General features: G+C 50.5%; 15 protein-coding genes and 2 pseudogenes. 5 read left to right on the top strand and 12 right to left on the bottom strand.

Going from position 1 to position 15,457, the window contains the following annotated elements; all coding sequences use genetic code 11:
* The 8 genes and pseudogenes from rsxG to blr all read right to left on the bottom strand — a co-directional run bounded on the left by rsxG (position 1) and on the right by blr (position 5,891).
* Complete coding sequence (gene rsxG / locus FC814_RS11335; RefSeq protein ID WP_000920784.1) at positions 1-621, bottom strand: electron transport complex subunit RsxG; 621 nt, start codon at positions 619-621, stop codon at positions 1-3.
* Positions 622-624: 3 nt separating this feature from the next.
* The gene (rsxD, locus tag FC814_RS11330) at positions 625-1,683 is read right to left on the bottom strand and encodes an electron transport complex subunit RsxD (RefSeq protein ID WP_032225245.1); all 1,059 of its coding nucleotides are present in this window, start codon (positions 1,681-1,683) and stop codon (positions 625-627) included.
* 18 nt (positions 1,684-1,701) lie between these two features.
* Positions 1,702-3,522, bottom strand: a pseudogene (rsxC, locus tag FC814_RS11325) (electron transport complex subunit RsxC); the annotation flags it as partial.
* Positions 3,515-4,093: an electron transport complex subunit RsxB gene (rsxB, locus tag FC814_RS11320; protein WP_000991800.1), complete on the bottom strand. Its 579-nt coding sequence runs from the start codon at positions 4,091-4,093 to the stop codon at positions 3,515-3,517. The gene rsxB and the pseudogene rsxC, both read right to left, overlap by 8 nt.
* The gene (gene rsxA, locus FC814_RS11315) at positions 4,093-4,674 is read right to left on the bottom strand and encodes an electron transport complex subunit RsxA (protein WP_000133182.1); all 582 of its coding nucleotides are present in this window, start codon (positions 4,672-4,674) and stop codon (positions 4,093-4,095) included. Before rsxA ends, rsxB begins: the two co-directional genes overlap by 1 nt.
* Before the next feature lie 76 nt (positions 4,675-4,750).
* Positions 4,751-5,191: a DUF2569 domain-containing protein gene (locus FC814_RS11310; protein WP_024212466.1), complete on the bottom strand. Its 441-nt coding sequence runs from the start codon at positions 5,189-5,191 to the stop codon at positions 4,751-4,753.
* A gap of 86 nt (positions 5,192-5,277) precedes the next feature.
* Positions 5,278-5,493, bottom strand: coding sequence for a transcription modulator YdgT (gene ydgT / locus FC814_RS11305; RefSeq protein WP_000126621.1), 216 nt, complete (start codon positions 5,491-5,493; stop codon positions 5,278-5,280).
* 272 nt (positions 5,494-5,765) lie between these two features.
* Positions 5,766-5,891, bottom strand: a complete 126-nt coding sequence (gene blr, locus FC814_RS11300; protein WP_032155957.1) for a division septum protein Blr — start codon at positions 5,889-5,891, stop codon at positions 5,766-5,768.
* A 241-nt stretch (positions 5,892-6,132) separates the two neighbouring features.
* On the opposite strand from blr, the gene FC814_RS11295 reads away from it, so the two are divergent.
* Positions 6,133-7,173, top strand: coding sequence for an oxidoreductase (locus tag FC814_RS11295; RefSeq protein ID WP_001282509.1), 1,041 nt, complete (start codon positions 6,133-6,135; stop codon positions 7,171-7,173).
* A gap of 67 nt (positions 7,174-7,240) precedes the next feature.
* Here the strand turns inward: FC814_RS11295 and add are convergent, their stop codons facing one another.
* The 3 genes from add to malX form a co-directional block, all read right to left on the bottom strand.
* Positions 7,241-8,242, bottom strand: a complete 1,002-nt coding sequence (add, locus tag FC814_RS11290; RefSeq protein WP_137325948.1) for an adenosine deaminase — start codon at positions 8,240-8,242, stop codon at positions 7,241-7,243.
* Between the two features lie 103 nt (positions 8,243-8,345).
* Positions 8,346-9,518 carry a bifunctional maltose regulon transcriptional repressor/cystathionine beta-lyase MalY gene (malY, locus tag FC814_RS11285; protein ID WP_000459365.1) on the bottom strand — a complete coding sequence of 391 codons (1,173 nt, stop codon included), beginning with the start codon at positions 9,516-9,518 and terminating at the stop codon, positions 8,346-8,348.
* 9 nt (positions 9,519-9,527) lie between these two features.
* Positions 9,528-11,120 (bottom strand): PTS maltose transporter subunit IICB, encoded by a 1,593-nt coding sequence (gene malX / locus FC814_RS11280; protein WP_105279401.1) that lies wholly within the window; start codon positions 11,118-11,120, stop codon positions 9,528-9,530.
* A gap of 175 nt (positions 11,121-11,295) precedes the next feature.
* Between malX and malI the strand changes: the two genes are divergently transcribed.
* The 4 genes and pseudogenes from malI to uidA all read left to right on the top strand — a co-directional run.
* On the top strand, positions 11,296-12,324 hold the full coding sequence (gene malI / locus FC814_RS11275; protein WP_000179525.1) for a mal regulon transcriptional regulator MalI: 1,029 nt from the start codon (positions 11,296-11,298) through the stop codon (positions 12,322-12,324).
* 111 nt (positions 12,325-12,435) lie between these two features.
* On the top strand, positions 12,436-13,203 hold the full coding sequence (gene hdhA / locus FC814_RS11270; protein WP_105280439.1) for a 7-alpha-hydroxysteroid dehydrogenase: 768 nt from the start codon (positions 12,436-12,438) through the stop codon (positions 13,201-13,203).
* Between the two features lie 231 nt (positions 13,204-13,434).
* Complete coding sequence (uidR, locus tag FC814_RS11265) at positions 13,435-14,022, top strand: DNA-binding transcriptional regulator UidR (RefSeq protein WP_000369705.1); 588 nt, start codon at positions 13,435-13,437, stop codon at positions 14,020-14,022.
* Positions 14,023-14,393: 371 nt separating this feature from the next.
* A pseudogene (uidA, locus tag FC814_RS11260) lies at positions 14,394-15,380 on the top strand (beta-glucuronidase); the annotation flags it as partial.
* Positions 15,381-15,397: 17 nt separating this feature from the next.
* Here uidA and FC814_RS23485 read toward each other — a convergent pair.
* On the bottom strand, positions 15,398-15,454 hold the full coding sequence (locus FC814_RS23485; RefSeq protein WP_003032489.1) for an IS1 family transposase: 57 nt from the start codon (positions 15,452-15,454) through the stop codon (positions 15,398-15,400).
* Between the last annotated feature and the right edge of the window lie 3 nt (positions 15,455-15,457).

Here is a 15,457-nt window from a genome sequence, read left to right as displayed (position 1 = left end):
TTATTCTCCACAGGCAGGAAGTTGAGAAAGTTGTGCCGGTAACGTCTGAGCGTACAATCCGGCGCGTTTTACCGCATTCACCACCGCGCGAGGCGTAATGGTCGCCCCAGTAAACTGGTCAAAATCACCGCCATCTTTCTTCACCGCCCAGTGCGCGTCGTCAGCACCGCTGATTTTTTTACCCGCAAAATGGGTGATCCAGTCTGAAAGGCGCAGTTCGATTTTATCGCCAAGCCCTGGCGTTTCGTGATGTTCTGTCACGCGAGTGCCAAGTACCGTGCCGTTAAAGTCGGCTCCGACCAGTAGCTGAATCGCACCGGAATAGCCATCCGGCGCGGTCGCTTCCAGAACGGCGGCTACCGGCTTGTCATCCTGTTTAGCGATGTAAACCCGATGCTCACCTTTACCTAACTCTGGTGCCGTCACCAGGTAGCAACTCTGCGCCAGCGCATTGTTATAGCGTTCGGCTGGCAACACCTGATCAAATAACGCCTTTTGTTGCAGGCTGGCCTGTTCAGCAATCGTCGTTTTGGTCATCTGGTTGATGGCCGCCGTTAAACCTGTTGAACCCGCAGCAAACAGCGCCAGTGTAATACCGTGTTTTCGGATAGTTTTCAGCATGGTTTATCCTTTGCGATGGCCGTAGACGCGCGGACGCGTGTAGTAATCGATCAGAGGAACCGTGATGTTCGCCAGCAAGACAGCAAAAGCCACGCCGTCAGGATAGCCGCCGAAACTGCGGATCAACCAGACTAATAAGCCCGCCAGCGCACCGAAAATCAGACGACCACGATTGGTCGTAGAAGCGGTCACCGGATCGGTCAGAATAAAGAATGCGCCGAGCATGGTCGCGCCAGACAGCAGGTGAATTTGCGGTGATGCCAGTGTTTCTGGTGAGAACAACCAGCCCAACGTTGCGCATAACGCCAGCGTTACTAAGAAGCTGACCGGAATATGCCAGCGAATCGCTTTCTGCCATAGCAACCACACGCCGCCAATCAGCCAGGTGAGGTTTACCCATTGCCAACCAGCACCCGCCAGAATACCGCTGTAGATCGGATACTGCATAATCTGCTCAACCGAATGACCGGCGCGGACAGAAGTTTTGAACGTATCCAGTGGCGTTGCCTGGCTAATGCCATCAATACCTAAGCGTAGCGTGTTCATATCACCGCCGCTGGCAGTATGACCGCTGAAGATAACCTGTATGGCGTCGATGAAGCCAGGGATGTTGACCGCAATTTCATGCGGTGGCAGCCAGCTGGTCATCTGCACCGGGAAGGAGATCAGTAAGACCACATAGCCAATCATCGCCGGGTTAAACGGGTTTTGCCCCAGACCGCCGTACAACTGTTTAGCGATGATCACCGCAAACACCGTACCCAGCACGACCATCCACCATGGTGCGAGGGGCGGAATACTTACGGCGAGTAACAGCCCTGTTAAAAGCGCCGAATTATCTTTTAAGGTTGTGGAAACAGGCTGTTTGCGCAGTTTCAGCACAAGAGCTTCGGCTAAAAGTGCACTGACCGACGCCAGGAGGATCTGAACGAGAGTACCCCAGCCAAAAAACCAAAGTTGCGCAGCGATTCCGGGCACGGCTGCGATCAGTACCAGCAACATAATGCGCGATGTCTGGCGCTGGTTATGGGTATAAGGGGAGCTAGCTATTCTGAATACCATTTAGTCCTCGTTTACAACCTTTTGCTGAGCGGCTTTTTTGGCCTGAACGCGGGCGATAGCGGCTTCGACAGCGGCTTTGCGCGGGTCAACCTGTTCCTGCGGCAATTCGTTAGCAGGTTGTTGTTCCAGCTTGCGTGCTTTAGCTCGAGCAATTGCGGCTTCTACTGCCGCTTTACGTGGATCAGCAACTGTTGCGGTGTCGTTAGTTTGCTGCAATTCTGCCTGTTTTGCTCTGGCTTGTGCTTTACGGGCTTCCCGTGCCGCAATAATCGCGCTGTTATCCGGGCGTTCACCCGCTTTAATCACAATCGGTTGCGTGGCCTGAGCTTGTTTTTCTTTCACACGTGCCAGTGCGGCAGCAATCGCATCTTTGTCTTTGGCTGCCGGTTGGACTGCTGCGCTCTTATGTCGTTCAAGACGCGCCGCTTTTTCGCGTTCCAGGCGTGCCTGACGAGCTTCAAAACGCGCTTTAGCTTCTGCGGCGCGTTTCTCTTCCTGACGAATGGCGGCAATCTCGGCTTTTTCCTGACGGAAATATTGCACCAGGGGAATATTACTCGGGCAAACCCACGCGCAGGCACCGCATTCAATGCAGTCGGCAATGTTATGCGTGGTGGCTTTGTCGTGCTGTTGACCTTTGCTGAACCAGTACAACTGCTGCGGCAAAAGATCCGCTGGGCAGGCATCGGCACAGGCGCTACAGCGGATGCAGCTTTGTTCTTCCTGCGGTTTGCCCAGTTCACTGGCGGACGGAGCTAACAGGCAGTTGGTGATTTTAACTACCGGTACATCCAGCCACGGTAAGGTAAAGCCCATCAGTGGGCCGCCCATTATCACCATTTGATCGGCAGAAGGGCAGAATCCGGCATCGTTCAATAAATGACGCACCGGCGTACCCAGACGCGCCCAGACGTTGCCTGGACGTGCAATCGCTTCTCCGGTCAGCGTCACCACGCGCTCGGTAATCGGTTCACCATCGATTACTGCGCGTTTTACTGCGTAAGCCGTGCCAACGTTTTGCATTAACACGCCGATATCTGACGAGCGACCGCCGTGCGGCACTTGTTTCCCGGTCAGGATGTACGTTAACTGTTTGGCGCCGCCGGAAGGATATTTGGTTGGAATCACCCGCAGAGAAATATCGTGGGAATCCGCCAGCACCGCGCGAAGCATGGAAATCGCCTGCGGTTTGTTATCTTCAATACCGATAAGAATTTCGCGCGGCTGTAAAATATGCGCAAGAATGCGAATGCCTTCCACCACCTGAGCTGCGCAATCCTGCATCAGACGGTCATCGGCGGTAATATACGGTTCGCACTCGGCTGCATTAATAATCAAGGTTTCGATTTTATCGCCGCCGCCCTGTAATTTAACGCCTGTCGGGAAGCCCGCACCACCCAGCCCGGCGACGCCAAACTGATGAATGCGTTCAATTAATTCTTCCCGGCTGCGTGAGCGGTAATCGGTCCAGCCGTCACGTGGGAACCAGCAATCTTCACCATCGGCATCAATAATCACGCTTAATTCAGCTAAGGCTGAAGGATGAGCCGTAGAGTGGGGCGCAATAGCCGTAACAATGCCAGACGTTGGCGCGTGAACTGGCAGCATTTTACCGCGACCACGGGTAAGCGGCTGGCCGCGCAATACTTTATCGCCGACGCTAACGCACAGCTCACCTTCAGCGCCAATATGCTGTTTCAGTGGAATGACAAAACGCTGCGCCAGTGGAACCTGGCGCAGGGGAGTACCGTTGGACTGGGTTTTCATCTCCGGTGGATGGATGCCGCCGTTGAAATCCCAGATTTTATTTTTTTTTAATGCAGAGAATAACTTAAGCATGGTGTTCCACGGGAATAATGCGCACGGGAATGGTGTTCAGATCCCATTTCCAGGAGTCAGGCGTTTCTGCGACCGGTTGCAACGAGATGCAGTGCGTCGGGCACGGGTCAACGCATAAATTGCAGCCCGTACAGAGCTCACTCATTACCGTATGCATGGCACGGGTAGCGCCAACGATGGCGTCTACCGGACACGCCTGAATGCACTTGGTGCAGCCAATACAGTTATTTTCATCAATAACCGCCACCATCCGCGCAGGCGTCAACTCTTGCGCATCGCCATCCAGCGGCTGCGGCTCGACATTAAGCAGTTCGGCAATTTTTAGCATTACAGCTTCGCCGCCAGGGGCGCAGCGGTTGATTTTTTCACCGTTACAGCTGATGGCTTCGGCATAGGGGCGACAGCCAGGATAACCGCACTGCCCACACTGGCTCTGCGGTAAGATTTCGTCAATTTTCTCAACGACCGGATCGTCTTCCACCGCAAAACGGCGGGAGGCATAACCCAGAATGGCGCCAAACGCCAGACCCAGCAGGCTCACGGCGGCAACGGCAATCCAGATAGCATTCATTACAACTTCACCAAACCACTAAAGCCCATAAAGGCCAGAGACATAAGACCTGCGGTAATGAGAGCAATGGCATTACCGCGAAAAGGTGCCGGGACATTAGCCACAGCAAGGCGTTCGCGAATGGCGGCGAAAAGCACCATCACCAGCGAGAAGCCGACAGCAGCAGAAAAACCGTACAGTGCCGACTGCAAGAAATTGTGTCCGAGATTGATATTCAGCAATGCCACGCCGAGCACCGCACAGTTGGTGGTGATAAGCGGTAGAAAAATCCCCAGCAGTCGGTAAAGCACCGGGCTGGTTTTACGTACCACCATCTCGGTGAACTGCACGACTACAGCAATCACCAGAATAAAGGCCAGGGTGCGCAGGTAAATCAGATCGAGCGGGATCAAAATCCACGTGTCGATAAGCCAGGCGCAAATAGACGCCAGCGTCATCACAAATGTTGTTGCCAGCCCCATGCCCATTGCGGTTTCCAGCTTTTTGGAAACGCCCATAAACGGGCAAAGCCCCAGAAACTTGACCAGTACAAAGTTATTGACCAGTACAGTTCCGACAAACAGTAACAGGTAGTCAGTCATTTTTCGGCCTGAAATAAAAAAGCCGCCTATTATCCGTTAATCCAGAGCAGGCGACAACAGGTTAACTGTAAGGTTATTACGGATTCACAAACGTCGCTTTCACCCGCGACGAGCGTTTGAAATAGGGGACGATCAATGCGGTTGCCAGCAAAGTAAACAGCAACTGGCGAACGGCGACACCATCTTCAACTGGCGAAAACGCAAAGGCTTTAACCGCCAGTAATACGGAAATCAGTAACCAGATAATATAGTGTTTAGGAACACAACGCCGGCGTTTAAAGAACGCGATAGTTAACCACAAGGTGTAATACCACATGGCAATAGCGGTAATAAACGAAACGCCCCATAAGATTTGCGTCGTCAGTGTTTGTTCGCCGAGCGTTTTAAATGTTTGAGGAGAGGATAACGCTGCACAGTACAGCAACAACGCCAGCGTCGTACTCAATAGGGCGACTAACAGCCAGGCCAACGGCCCAAGCAACCAGCCTCCAATACGTTGTGGCGTTGTGGTGATCATACGTTCTCCAGAATAGCGACAGCAAACAGGCAAATCTAATTTTAGGGGCGTTATTATAAGGCTTTTATAACCAATCGCTACTTTCTTTATTGAACATAGTGCCAGACGGACTTTGGAACCTGGCCAAGGTCAAACAATCGACCGCCAGAGACCAGTTCAGCACGGCGGTGATCGGCTGCGCGATACATATTGATAATATCCTGATCGTCCGTCAGGGTGTAATTAAGGTGGTCGTAGAGTTTTTCCAGACTTTCGAGAGAATTGATTTTACGAAACTTTAATAAGTATTCCTGAGCAGTCATAAAAGATCCATAAAATAACTAATACCAAAGTGGTAGGTATTATATGTTATGATAAAATTTCACCAGCGGTGAACGCTTTTGCAATAACAATAATAAGAATGTGCTGATGGCAAATATTCAGGGATGAAATACTGCTAATAAAAGAGTAACGCGCTTTACTATTCCTGACAATCGTCAACTCCATCGAGCAAGATAATAAATTCCTGGTTTAAATACCTGTCAAGTTAAAACATGCACCCGAATGGCTGCATGTTGTCTTGCAAACGCAGAGATTACTTGTGTTGCACCTGGGTACTCTGTTCTGGCGGCTGGTAGTTGTCAATGTGACTCGCCACGCCAAGAAGAATGACTGAAACAACAAGAACGATCCAACCTGTTAATTCAATAAGACGATTCATTACTGCCCACATCTATGTTGATTGATCCATTAACTAAGGCCGTAAATGTTACTTAGCAATAATTGCGCCAGCAAGATTTTTACTGATGTTTTTGCGATATTTATCTTTTTCCTTCGGAAAATTAGCCATTTTTTTGACTTAAGTTAAATAACATCCCTTATTGCTGGCAGGTTATTAAACTGTTGAGAGAGGGTAAAGGATAGTGTCAAATAGCAATCATACTTCAATGAGAGGCAATGACATGAGCGACAACATCCGTGTTGGGTTGATTGGGTACGGTTATGCGAGTAAAACCTTCCATGCGCCCCTGATTGCGGGCACGCCCGGGTTGGAGCTGGCAGTTATCTCCAGCAGTGACGAAACAAAAGTAAAGGCCGACTGGCCAACGGTTACGGTTGTCTCTGAACCGAAGCATCTCTTTAATGATCCCAATATTGACCTGATTGTCATTCCTACGCCCAACGATACTCATTTTCCGTTAGCGAAAGCGGCGCTGGAAGCGGGTAAACACGTAGTCGTTGATAAGCCCTTTACCGTGACACTGTCACAAGCGCGAGAACTGGATGCGCTGGCAAAAAGCCTTGGACGCGTGTTGTCCGTGTTTCATAACCGTCGCTGGGACAGTGATTTTCTGACGCTGAAAGGATTACTTGCGGAAGGTGTGCTGGGTGAGGTTGCTTACTTTGAGTCACATTTTGATCGTTTCCGTCCGCAGGTACGCGATCGCTGGCGTGAACAGGGCGGTCCTGGCAGCGGTATCTGGTACGATCTGGCACCGCATCTGCTCGATCAGGCCATTACGTTGTTTGGCTTACCTGTCAGCATGACCGTGGATTTAGCACAGTTACGTCCAGGAGCGCAGTCGACCGATTATTTCCACGCCATTTTGTCCTATCCACAACGGCGGGTTATTTTACACGGCACTATGCTGGCGGCGGCAGAGTCGGCGCGTTATATCGTTCATGGCTCTCGCGGCAGCTATATTAAATATGGCCTCGATCCACAGGAAGAACGCTTGAAAAATGGCGAGCGTCTGCCACAAGAGGATTGGGGCTACGATATGCGTGACGGCGTACTTACCCGCGTTGAAGGTGAAGAACGTGTCGAAGAAACACTGCTGACGGTGCCGGGAAATTATCCGGCTTACTATGCTGCTATTCGAGATGCGTTGAATGGCGATGGAGAAAATCCGGTTCCGGCAAGTCAGGCAATCCAGGTGATGGAGCTGATTGAGCTGGGCATTGAATCCGCCAAACATCGCGCGACGCTGTGTCTGGCGTAAATAATGTAGACATTCTTGATGAGTTTAATGCCTGATACGACGCTTACGCGTCGTATCAGGCATGTTCTTATTTCCCCGCTACTTTTTCTTTCAGTGCGCGTTTTTCCTCTGCACTGAGGAAAGCCATTTCCAGACCATTAATCTGCGCCTGGCGGATTTGCTCGCGGGATAACCCAGCAGCCGGCGCGGCAACGGTATATTCGTGAATGATATCCACGCCCTGTACGCCTGGATCGTCAGTGTTAATGCTGGCACAAATACCATGCTCAAGGAACGTTTTCAGCGGATGTACCGCCAGAGACGCTACGGTGCTGGTCTGAATATTTGAGGTCAGACAAGATTCAATACCAATTTGCTGTTCAGCGAGGAAATCCATCAGCGCCCGATCTTCAATGGCTTTTACGCCATGTCCAATACGCTGCGCCCCCAGTTCACGAATAGCCTGCCAGATGCTTTCTGGCCCGGCGGCTTCGCCCGCATGGACAGTAATATGCCAGCCTGCATCACGCGCGCGATTGAAGTGAGAAAGGAACAGACTCCCCGGGAAACCAAGCTCATCACCGGCTAAATCCAGTGCGGTAATCTGATCGCGATGAGCTAAAAATGCTTCCAGCTCTTGCTGACAGGCGGCTTCGCCAAAGGTTCGGCTCATAATTCCGATAAGCTTCGCCTGCACGCCAAAGGTGCGGCAACCTTCACGTACGCCATCAATGACTGCTTCAACGACGCCTGCGACAGGCAACTGATGCGCCATCGCCATATAACCCGGCGAAAAACGCAGTTCAACATAGTGCAGGCCATTACGGGCAGCATCTTCTATATTTTCAAACGCCACGCGACGGCAGGCGTCGAGCGTGGCAAGAACTTTTACGCCCCAGTCAAGTTTGGTCAGAAAGCTAACCAGATCGGGTTCGTTGGCGATGACCTGAACGTGAGGGATCAACGTGTCCAGGGACTGTGCAGGAAGCGAGATATTATACTGGCGGCCAAGTTCAAGAATGGTCTGGGGACGAATGTTGCCATCAAGGTGGCGATGGATATCGGTTAATGGCAGGGTGGTATCAATCATGGTCGCACTCTTTTTCTGTATATAAAAGTGCGCACCATTATAAAAACAAAACCGGGTAAAAATCTACGATTGCGCAACGATTATTTACGTTGCGCAATCGTAATCAGCGTACAGTTCGGATGGCGTTAATCAAACCGGCAATACCTTTTTCCAGTTTTGAACGCGGGCATCCGGCATTGAGACGAACAAAGCCACGACCCTCTTCACCGTAGGTATATCCCGGCATGATCGCTACTTTTTCTTGCTCAATCAGGGCTTTTTGCAATGCGTTGTCGTCGATATTCAACGGACGTAGATCAAGCCAGGCCAGATAAGTGGATTGTGGGAGCTGCCAGTTGAGTTCCGGGAACGCTGCATTCATCGTATTTGCGATATATGTCAGATTGTCTTGCAGATAGACACGTAAGGCATCCAGCCACGGCGCGCCTTGTTGATAGGCGGCAATATGGGCGGTAAGCGCCAGTACGGCTGGTGAGGACAATCCATCACGACCTTTCAGTGCCGATAAATACGTCTCGCGACTATCGCTATTTTCAATGATGCCGTAAGCTCCGGTCAGGGCGGGAATGTTGAAGCTTTTTGAGCCAGAGGTCAGCAGCGCCCAGTTTCCGCGCGCCACGTTACTCCAGGGAATATGCGGTTGCTCGCCCCATACCATATCCATATGGATTTCATCGGAGATAACACGCACATCATGCCGCTCGCACAGGTCTGCCATTATCTCCAGTTCGTCACAACTCCAGACCTTACCGGTGGGGTTCTGCGGGCTACACAGGAGCATAATTTTACACTCCGGTTTTGCCAACACCGCTTCCAGTTTGGTCATATCGCAAAACCAGCCGTCTGCTCGTTTCTCTAAAGCAACGGGCATCACGGTGCGCTGATTACCTTCGATGGCTTTGTAAAATGCGTCGTAAGCTGGGGTATGGATCACTACACCTTCACCGACAGCAGACCACTGGCGAATCAATTCCGACACCATATAGATAACAGAAGGACCATAAACCACCGACTGCGTATCAATGGCGGTGTTATGCTGGGTGGAGAACCAGTGGGCAATAGCCGCGAGAAACTCATCGTTTTTCCAGCGGCTGTAGCCAAATACACCGTGCATCAGACGTTGATTAAGCGCCTCGATAATGCAGGGGGCGGTGGCAAAATCCATGTCTGAAATCGTGAACGGTAACAGGTCAGCAGTGCCGAAACGGTCAGCGACATAGTCCCACTGTGTACACCATGTCCCATGACGATCCACGACCTTTGAAAAATCGAACATATTTTATCCTTATGCCTGAACAGTACGCATCAGACCAGCCATTTCGTCTTTTACTGACTGAACTTGCGGCCCGATAACAACCTGCAGGTTATGTTGATTAAGTTGTACTACGCCAATTGCCCGATTGTCCTTTAGCGCCTGTACATTAACAAGCGACATATCTTTCACTGACAAACGCAGACGGGTAATGCAGTTATCCAGGCTGACAATATTGTCGGCACCGCCTAAGGCTTCGAGGATTGCCGGAACGTTGTAACCCGATTTACCCGGCGCACCGGTAACGGCTTTTTCGATTGAGCTGGCGATTTCACTGTCGCGACCCGGTGTTTTCAGATTGAAGCGGGTGATAGCGAAACGGAAGATGACGTAGTAAACGACAAACCAGATTGCCGCCACCACTGGCACCATGTACCACTTAGTCGACAGGCCATGCAAAATACCGAACACCACAAAATCGATGATATTGCCATCGGTATTACCGATGGTGACGCCGAGCACAGACATGACGGTGAAGCCGAGGCCGGTTAACAGCGCGTGGATGACGTAGAGAACTGGCGCTACGAACAGGAACAAGAACTCCAGCGGTTCGGTGGTGCCGCCAACAACACAGGCGATCAGGCCAGAAATCAGTAGGCCTTTAATTTTATGACGGTTTTCCGGGCGAGCACAGTGATACATGGCTAATGCAGCACCTGGCAGACCGCCGAGGAACGCAGGCATTTTACCCTGGGAGAGGAAACGCGTGGCGCTTTCAGAGAAACCGTGAGTGGTCGGGCAGCTTAATTGCGCCTGGAAGATGGTGAGTGCGCCGCTGACGGTTTGTCCACAGACTTCCTGCGTGCCGCCCGCGTCAGTAAAGCGAATTAATGCCACCAGAATGTGATGCAGACCAAACGGCAATAGCAGACGTTCACCCGTACCAAACAGCATAGGTCCGAAATCACCCGCGCTGTTGATCATATGACCTAAGCCACTAATACCCATGGCAAAAATCGGCCAGACTAACGGAATCACCAGACCGACAAGCCCCATCACCAGCGAGGAGATAATTGGCACGAAGCGCGTACCGCCGAAGAATGCCAGCGCATCCGGCAGGCGGATATTATGAAAACGCTCATGCAGCATCCAGACGATAATACCGGCGATCACCGCACCGAGGATCCCGGTATCGATCGACTGGATCCCAAGAATGCTCTGGATGTTATTGGCTTTCAGAACAGCTGCATCGGTGGTTGGCAGAATGCCTTTATTGGTCAACCAGAAGTTAACCGCCAGGTTCATTACCGCATAACCCACGAAACCAGCGAACGCCGCCACTCCTTTGTTTTCACGTGCCAGACCAAGCGGGATCGCAATACAGAACATCACCGGTAGGAAGCTAAAAGCGAACGAGCCAATTTTACTCATCCAGGTAAAGATAGCCTGCAACACGGGGTTACCCAATGCCGGGATGAGGGTGATGACATCATGGCTACTCAGGGAACTACCAATCCCTAACATAATGCCGCAGAACGACAGTAATGCGACGGGTAACATAAAGGTTTTGCCTAACTGCTGGAAAAATTCCCACAGCGTGACTTTCGGTGCTGTTTTCGCCGTCATAAAACGACTCCTTGTTAAGAACAGTCTGGATTCAATAAATTGCGCGAGAAGATAAAACGTTTTATCAAACTTTAGTGAGGCATAAATCACATTACGCGACGATAATAGCGGGTATAAGATAAATTAAAGGTAAAACGTTTTATCTGTCACAAAAATCAGGGAGTAGGTCATCTGTATGGCTACCGCCAAAAAAATCACCATTCATGATGTTGCGCTGGCTGCGGGCGTGTCGGTCAGTACCGTTTCGCTGGTACTTAGCGGGAAAGGACGAATATCTACCGCTACGGGGGAACGGGTTAACGCAGCGATTGAAGAGCTGGGATTTGTGCGCAATCGCCAGGCGTCGGCACTGCGCGGCGGGCAAAGCGGCGTCATTGGTTTGATCGTCCGTGATTTATCTACGTCATTTTACGCTGAATTAACGGCCGGATTGACGGAAGCTCTGGAGGCGCAGGGGCGGATGGTTTTTTTGCTTCACGGCGGTAAAGACGGCGAGCAGTTGGCACAGCGGTTCTCACTGTTGCTCAACCAGGGCGTCGATGGTGTAGTGATTGCCGGTGCGGCGGGAAGCAGCGATGGCCTACGGCGGATGGCAGAAGAAAAAGGTATCCCGGTGATTTTCGCTTCCCGTGCCAGTTATCTTGATGATGTCGATACTGTTCGCCCGGACAACATGCAGGCTGCGCAGTTATTGACGGAGCATCTCATTCGCAATGGACATCAGCGTATCGCCTGGTTGGGAGGGCAAAGTTCCTCATTAACCCGCGCGGAGCGGGTGGGGGGATATTGCGCGACATTATTAAAATTTGGCCTGCCGTTTCACAGCGATTGGGTACTGGAGTGCACTTCCAGCCAGAAACAAGCTGCGGAAGCTATCACAGCACTTTTGCGCCGTAACCCGACTATCAGCGCCGTGGTTTGCTATAACGAAACTATTGCGATGGGGGCATGGTTTGGTTTGCTGAAAGCAGGGCGGCAAAGCGGGGAGAGCGGAGTCGATCGTTACTTTGAGCAACAGGTTTCGCTGGCGGCATTTACCGATGCGACGCAAACCACACTTGATGACATACCCGTTACCTGGGCAAGTACACCTGCGCGGGAACTTGGTACAACACTTGCAGATCGCATGATGCAAAAAATCACTCATGAAGAGACGCATTCACGTAATCTAATTATCCCCGCCCGGCTCATTGCGGCGAAATAATCCTCTCTTTATCTGCTATACCTGGTAGTGTCCTTTCCTCAAGGTTAATGATAAAAAATGTGGCACACAGGCGGTGCCTTTTATTTTTACTGAAGTTCACAGGAGGTTTATGTGTTTAATTCTGACAACCTGAGACTCGACGGAAAATGCGCCATCATCACCGGTGCGGGTGCAGGTATTGGTAAAGAAATCGCCATTACATTCGCGACAGCAGGTGCATCTGTAGTAGTCAGCGATATTAACGCCGATGCAGCTAATCATGTTGTAGATGAAATTCAACAACTGGGTGGCCAGGCATTTGCGTGGCGCTGTGATATTACGTCCGAACAGGAATTATCCGCTCTGGCAGACTTTGCCGTCAGTAAACTGGGTAAAGTTGATATTCTGGTTAACAACGCCGGTGGCGGTGGGCCTAAGCCATTTGATATGCCAATGGCGGATTTTCGCCGCGCTTATGAACTGAATGTCTTTTCTTTTTTCCATCTTTCACAACTCATTGCGCCAGAGATGGAAAAAAATGGCGGTGGCGTTATTCTGACTATCACTTCTATGGCGGCAGAAAATAAAAATAAAAACATGACCTCGTATGCGTCATCTAAAGCTGCGGCCAGTCATCTGGTCAGGAATATGGCGTTCGACCTGGGTGAAAAAAATATTCGGGTGAATGGTATTGCGCCGGGAGCAATATTAACGGATGCCCTCAAATCCGTTATTACACCAGAAATCGAACAAAAAATGTTGCAACACACGCCAATCAGACGTCTGGGCCAACCGCAAGATATTGCTAATGCGGCGTTATTCTTGTGTTCACCCGCAGCCGGCTGGATAAGTGGACAAATTCTCACTGTCTCTGGCGGTGGGGTACAGGAACTCAATTAATTCAAATAAACCAGAAAACAACGCAACTCAGCGTTGTTTTCTGATGCTGATGGGTTATCAGAAAAGTGCATCCATCTCGCTACTGGTTGCCATATTTTGATTGCTGGTTGACCAATTATCGTGTGAATAATACTCGAATGCGGGGGGCTTCGCACATTTGACCTGCAATGTTAGGCGCTTGCATGGCAAAGCAGTAAACTACTTATTCACGCTAACTATAATGGTTTAACGATGGATAACATGCAGACTGAAGCACAACCGACACGGACCCGGATCCTCAATGCTGCCAGAGAGATTTTTTCAGAAAATGGATTTCACAGTGCCTCGATGAAAGCCATCTGTAAATCTTGCGGCATAAGCCCAGGAACGCTCTATCACCATTTCATTTCTAAAGAAGCCTTAATTCAGGCGATTATCCTTCAGGATCAGGAGAGAGCGGTGATCCGCTTCCGCGAACCTATCGAAGGGATTCATTTTGTTGACTATATGGTCGAGTCGATAGTTTCTCTCACTCATGAAGCCTTTGGACAGCGGGCGCTGGTGGTCGAGATTATGGCGGAAGGGATGCGCAATCCACAGGTCGCCGCCATGCTTAAGAATAAGCATCTGACGATTACGGAGTTTATCGCCCAGCGTATGCGCGATGCCCAGCAAAAAGGTGAGATAAACCCTGACATCAACACGGCAATGACCTCTCGCTTACTGCTGGATTTGACCTATGGCGTACTGGCCGATATCGAAGCCGAAGACCTGGCGTGTGAAGCGTCATTCGCACGGGGATTACGCGCGATGATTGGTGGTATTTTAACTGCATCCTGATTCTGTCTTTTCGCGGGTCGGTGAAGACTGGCCCGCTTAATCCTGCATAGAAACTCTTTCCGTTTCGTCACCAAACCACCGTTAACACATACACAGTATCCATATGGCACGTGAATTTATCATTTAAAACTCATTCGAATGAACGTTCGATTTCTTATTTTGTGGCTTCTGTCAACGCTGTTTTAAAGATTAATGCGATCCGTATCACGCGGTGGGTATTGCAGTTTTTGGTTTTTTGATCGCGGTGTCAGTTCTTTTTATTTCCATTTCTCTTCCATGGGTTTCTCACAGATAACTGTGTACATCACAAAATTGGTTAACTAATCAGATTAAAGGTTGACCAGTATTTTTATCTTAATGAGGAGTCCCTTATGTTACGTCCTGTAGAAACCCCAACCCGTGAAATCAAAAAACTCGACGGCCTGTGGGCATTCAGTCTGGATCGCGAAAACAGTGGAATTGATCAGCGTTGGTGGGAAAGCGCATTACAAGAGAGCCGGGCAATTGCTGTGCCGGGCAGTTTTAACGATCAGTTCGCCGATGCGGATATTCGTAATTATGTGGGTAACGTCTGGTATCAGCGCGAAGTCTTTATACCTAAAGGTTGGGCGGGCCAGCGTATCGTGCTGCGTTTCGATGCGGTCACTCATTACGGCAAAGTGTGGGTAAACAATCAGGAAGTGATGGAGCATCAGGGGGGATATACGCCGTTTGAAGCCGATGTCACGCCATATGTTATTGCCGGGAAAAGTGTACGTATCACCGTTTGTGTGAACAACGAACTGAACTGGCAGACTATCCCGCCGGGAATGGTGATTACCGACGAAAACGGTAAGAAAAAGCAGTCTTACTTCCATGATTTCTTTAACTATGCCGGGATCCATCGCAGCGTAATGCTCTACACCACGCCGAACACCTGGGTGGACGATATCACCGTGGTGACGCATGTCGCGCAAGACTGTAACCACGCGTCTGTTGACTGGAAGGTGGTGGCCAATGGTGATGTCAGCGTTGAACTGCGTGATGCGGATCAACAGGTGGTTGCAACTGGACAAGGCACCAGCGGGACTTTGCAAGTGGTGAATCCGCACCTCTGGCAACCGGGTGAAGGTTATCTCTATGAACTGTGCGTCACAGCCAAAAGCCAGACAGAGTGTGATATCTACCCACTGCGCGTCGGCATCCGGTCAGTGGCAGTGAAGGGCGAAAAGTTCCTGATTAACCACAAACCGTTCTACTTTACTGGCTTTGGTCGTCATGAAGATGCTGACTTGCGTGGCAAAGGATTCGATAACGTGCTGATGGTGCACGACCACGCATTAATGGACTGGATTGGTGCCAACTCTTACCGTACCTCGCAGGTAATGACTCCAACTTATTGATAGTGTTTTATGTTCAGATAATGCCCGATGACTTTGTCATGCAGCTCCACCGA

Origin of the sequence: Escherichia sp. MR (genome assembly GCF_005280595.1) — a bacterium.
In the GTDB taxonomy this organism is placed as follows: domain Bacteria; phylum Pseudomonadota; class Gammaproteobacteria; order Enterobacterales; family Enterobacteriaceae; genus Escherichia; species Escherichia ruysiae.
This window is presented reverse-complemented; position numbering and strand designations above follow the sequence as displayed.

What these genes read in the sequence shown, in the direction of transcription:
- FC814_RS11295 (WP_001282509.1), top strand. Translation starts at nt 6,133, where the DNA reads ATGAGCGACAACATCCGTGTTGGGTTGATTGGGTACGGTTATGCGAGT.
- ydgT (WP_000126621.1), bottom strand. Translation starts at nt 5,493, where the DNA reads ATGACTGCTCAGGAATACTTATTAAAGTTTCGTAAAATCAATTCTCTC.
- malY (WP_000459365.1), bottom strand. Translation starts at nt 9,518, where the DNA reads ATGTTCGATTTTTCAAAGGTCGTGGATCGTCATGGGACATGGTGTACA.
- malI (WP_000179525.1), top strand. Translation starts at nt 11,296, where the DNA reads ATGGCTACCGCCAAAAAAATCACCATTCATGATGTTGCGCTGGCTGCG.
- rsxA (WP_000133182.1), bottom strand. Translation starts at nt 4,674, where the DNA reads ATGACTGACTACCTGTTACTGTTTGTCGGAACTGTACTGGTCAATAAC.
- blr (WP_032155957.1), bottom strand. Translation starts at nt 5,891, where the DNA reads ATGAATCGTCTTATTGAATTAACAGGTTGGATCGTTCTTGTTGTTTCA.
- rsxG (WP_000920784.1), bottom strand. Translation starts at nt 621, where the DNA reads ATGCTGAAAACTATCCGAAAACACGGTATTACACTGGCGCTGTTTGCT.
- rsxB (WP_000991800.1), bottom strand. Translation starts at nt 4,093, where the DNA reads ATGAATGCTATCTGGATTGCCGTTGCCGCCGTGAGCCTGCTGGGTCTG.
- FC814_RS11310 (WP_024212466.1), bottom strand. Translation starts at nt 5,191, where the DNA reads ATGATCACCACAACGCCACAACGTATTGGAGGCTGGTTGCTTGGGCCG.
- add (WP_137325948.1), bottom strand. Translation starts at nt 8,242, where the DNA reads ATGATTGATACCACCCTGCCATTAACCGATATCCATCGCCACCTTGAT.
- uidR (WP_000369705.1), top strand. Translation starts at nt 13,435, where the DNA reads ATGGATAACATGCAGACTGAAGCACAACCGACACGGACCCGGATCCTC.
- malX (WP_105279401.1), bottom strand. Translation starts at nt 11,120, where the DNA reads ATGACGGCGAAAACAGCACCGAAAGTCACGCTGTGGGAATTTTTCCAG.
- rsxD (WP_032225245.1), bottom strand. Translation starts at nt 1,683, where the DNA reads ATGGTATTCAGAATAGCTAGCTCCCCTTATACCCATAACCAGCGCCAG.